The sequence below is a fragment of the Lactobacillus nasalidis genome (assembly GCF_016587775.1).
GTDB classification, from domain to species: Bacteria; Bacillota; Bacilli; order Lactobacillales; family Lactobacillaceae; genus Lactobacillus; species Lactobacillus nasalidis.
On sequence record NZ_BOCG01000497.1, the window covers coordinates 1 to 3652 of the forward strand.

At 55.3% G+C, this 3652-nt stretch carries 3 protein-coding genes and 1 pseudogene; all 4 read left to right on the top strand.

The window, feature by feature from the left end; all coding sequences use genetic code 11:
- Positions 1-145 (top strand): annotated as a pseudogene (locus tag lacNas_RS09645) (HslU--HslV peptidase proteolytic subunit); the annotation flags it as partial.
- Positions 146-147: 2 nt separating this feature from the next.
- Complete coding sequence (gene hslU / locus lacNas_RS09650) at positions 148-1542, top strand: ATP-dependent protease ATPase subunit HslU (protein WP_201331512.1); 1395 nt, start codon at positions 148-150, stop codon at positions 1540-1542.
- Between the two features lie 65 nt (positions 1543-1607).
- Positions 1608-2504 (top strand): aldose 1-epimerase family protein, encoded by an 897-nt coding sequence (locus lacNas_RS09655; protein WP_201331513.1) that lies wholly within the window; start codon positions 1608-1610, stop codon positions 2502-2504.
- Positions 2505-2646: 142 nt separating this feature from the next.
- Positions 2647-3652 (top strand): Rib/alpha-like domain-containing protein (locus lacNas_RS09660; RefSeq protein WP_201331514.1); only part of this gene is annotated, 1006 nt, incomplete at its 3' end.

A 3652-nucleotide genomic window follows, 5' to 3' on the forward strand; every position in this document is an offset into this window, starting at 1 on the left:
CGCCCAGGCGGCTGCGGTGGCAATGACCCGCCACTCCAGCGGCATGACGGCCAGCGAAATCGCCAAAGAAGCGGTGAACATCGCCGCCGACATCGACGTCTTTACTGATCACCAAATCATTACAGATGAAATCGAGGAAAAATAGGGATGAAAGAGAAAACGCCAAAGCAGATCGTTGAGCTGCTGGACAAGTACATTGTCGGGCAGTCCTCAGCCAAGAAGTCAGTGGCCATCGCCTTGTACAACCGCTACCGCCGGGCTCAGCTGCCTGAAGACGTGCAAAAAGACATCACGCCCAAGAACATTTTGATGGCCGGACCGACCGGGGTCGGCAAGACGGAAATCGCCCGCCGCCTGGCAGACATCGTGGACGCGCCTTTTGTCAAGGTTGAAGCCACCAAGTTTACCGAAGTCGGCTATGTCGGCCGCGACGTAGAATCAATGGTGCGCGACCTGGCCAATGAAGCCGTCCGCATCGTTGAAAAGGAAGAGTTCGCCAAGGTTGAAGGCCAGGCCCGCCGGGAAGCCGACAAGACTCTGGTTCGCCTGCTGGTGCCAGGCGTCAAGCGAAACAACCGGCAAAACCAGATGCAGCAGATGCAGGAAATGATGCAGAGCCTGCTGGCTGGGGGCACGATGCCGGAAGAAAGCGAAGAAGTGACCGACGAGATCCGCAACCAGCGCCTCAGCGTGGCTGAGAAACTGGACCGGGGGCTTTTGGAAAACGAAGAAGTCACTGTTGAAGTCGAGCAGGCTCCCAAAGTCAACCCGATGGGCGACATGATGGGACAGATGGGGATGGACATGTCCAGCATGCTGGGCGACATGCTCCCTAAGAAGAAGGTCAAGCGGACCTTGCCGGTCAGCCAGGCCAGAAAGCTCCTGGTTCAAGAAGAAGAGCGCAAGCTGGTCGACTATGACGCAATGTACCAAAAAGCCATCGACCGGGCCGGCCAAAGCGGGATCATCTTCATCGACGAAATCGACAAGATCACGGCTGCTGACAAGCGCAATTCAGCCGGCGTCTCCAGAGAAGGGGTACAGCGCGACATTTTGCCAATCGTCGAAGGCTCGACCGTCACGACCAAGTACGGCCCGCTGTCAACGGACCACATTCTCTTCATCGCTGCCGGGGCCTTTGCGGAAAGCAAGCCAAGCGACTTGATTCCAGAACTGCAAGGCCGCTTCCCGATCAGAGTCGAACTGAATGCCCTGACCAAGGAGGACTTCGTCAGAATTTTAAAGGATCCGCAGAACTCGCTGCTTAAGCAGTACATTGCCTTGCTCAAGGCGGACGGAGTGGATCTGGTCTTTACTGCCGAAGCGGTTGACAAGATTGCCGAGATCGCCTTTGAGGTCAACCAGGGCACTGACAACATCGGGGCCCGGCGCTTGGCGACGATTCTGGAAAAGCTGCTTGAAGAAGTCCTCTATGAGGGTCCGGACATGGAAATGGGGCAGATCACCATCACCCAGGCATACGTGGAGCAGAAGCTGAACGACATCGTCAAGAACAAGGATCTGACCAAGTTTATCCTGTAAAAGAAATTTTTAGTGAAAAGATGCAATTGAGTTTAGGAGAGCAATAAGCATAAAGGGGCAAAAAAATGGATTATACTATCGAAAACGAAATCCTCAAGGTCAAGGTGTCGTCTCACGGCGCGGAACTGCAGAGCATTGTCGGCAAGCACATCGGCAACGAATATCTTTGGCAGGCTGATCCGGAAGTCTGGGGCCGGCACGCGCCAGTTTTGTTCCCGATCGTCGGCAAGCTGAAGAACGATGAATACCGCTATCAAGGCAAGAGCTACCACATGGGCCAGCACGGTTTTGCCCGGGACATGGACTTTACCCTGGAAGAGCAGAGCAAGGAGAAGCTGACCTTCCTGTTGACCGACACGGAAGAAACCAGAGCGGTTTACCCGTTCAAGTTTGAGTTCCGGGTGAGCTATGAACTGCTGAACAACATGATCAAGGAAAGCTTCCAGGTTACCAACAAGGGTGACTCGGACATGATCTTCGGCGTTGGCGGCCACCCGGGCTTCAACCTGCCGGTTGAAGACGGCGTCAACAAAGACGACTTCTACCTGCAGATCAATCCGGCCAAGCCCCGGGTGCAGGTGCCGCTGGAAAACGGCTGCCTCAACTGGAACAAGCGGTCACTGGCACCGACGGAATCGCTGATCACGATTACCGATGACCTGTTCAAAAACGATGCCATGGTGCTGGTGATGCGGCACCCGGACAACAAGTTCTCGATCAAGACCGAGACCAGCCGCTTCCACATCAACGTGCGGACCGATTCGGCCCCGTACGTGGGCATCTGGTCCCAGTACCCGAAGACGGCCAATTACATCTGCATCGAGCCGTGGTGGGGAATTGCCGATTTGACTGATACTGACGGAGACATTGAGCACAAGCAGGGGATGAACCGGCTGGCCAGCGGCGAAAGCTTTGACGCCAGCTTCCGGATGTCCTTCCACAGCAAGGTGCGCAGCGAATAGCGCGAAAGCTGCCCAGACGGGCAGCTTTTTTGCTGGAAAAAATTGCCGAAAATCCTGCAAGCGGAAACAAAACGCCCGTTTTGGACTATAATTAAAGTGGATAAAGCGTGTGTTTGTTTTTGTGTGTTTGGAGGGCAAAAAAATGAAGAAATTATCCAGTATTCTGCTTGCCGGCGCGCTTTTGCCGGTCTGCCTGCTGGCGGCAGGGAAAAGCGAGGCCAGCCAGGCTGATGATTATGTGCCCCAGGTCCGGAATCTGCGGCTGCTTGCCGGCAATTACTGCATTGCCCGGGATCTGGTCAAGAATGCCAGCTCCCTGCCGGCGGACACGGTGTATGAGTTTGTGCCGGAGCCGGATTTTAAAAAGGCCGGTCGCTACCAAACCCGGGTGCGGCTCTTGTACCCGGACAACTCCGTGGAAACCAGCCGGAAGGTAACCGTTACTGTCTGCCAGCACGCCTTTGAGCTTAAGCGCGGCAAAAAGTCAAAGGCCAAAAAGCATCGCAAGAGCGATGCCAAGCGTTATGAGGCCAAGGTAAAGAACCGGACCACGGCCTTCGGGAAGGCTTTTAAGTCTAAGCGTCTCGTTACCAACCGTTCCAGTCTGCCCAAGAAGACCAGCTTTCGCTTTGCCCGCGTCCCGAACTTCAAGCGGGCGGGAAGCTACTATACTTCCATTCAAGTGACTTATCCGGACAAGAGCCGGAAGTACACGCGTCTGGTCAAAATCACGGTCAAGCGGCAGCCTGACAAGAAAAAGTACCAGCCGAAAGTTCAAGGACGAACCGTCAGCTATGGAGCCAAGCTGACTGCCAAGTCTTTGGTGAAAAATGCTGCCAGCCTGCCAAAGAAGACGGCTTACGCCTTTGCGCAGAAGGTCAGCTCGCGGCGGGCAGGAACTTATTATGTTGCCGTCCGCGTGACTTACCCGGACAAGAGCTGGGAGCTGACGCCCCTGGTCAAGCTGGTCGTCAAAAAGCAGCCTGACAAGGACCGCTACCAGGCCCTCGTCAGTTCAGCCAAGGTGACCCTGGGCCGGAAATTGACCGCTAAGTCCCTGGTAAAAAATGCCGCCAGTCTGCCCAAGAAGACCGTCTACCGCTTCAAGCCGCAGCCCAACTGGCAAAAAGCCGGCAGCTACCGCTGCC

Excerpts from the sequence above, each read along its gene's own strand:
- lacNas_RS09655 (WP_201331513.1), top strand. The coding sequence starts at position 1,608 with ATGGATTATACTATCGAAAACGAAATCCTCAAGGTCAAGGTGTCGTCT.
- hslU (WP_201331512.1), top strand. The coding sequence starts at position 148 with ATGAAAGAGAAAACGCCAAAGCAGATCGTTGAGCTGCTGGACAAGTAC.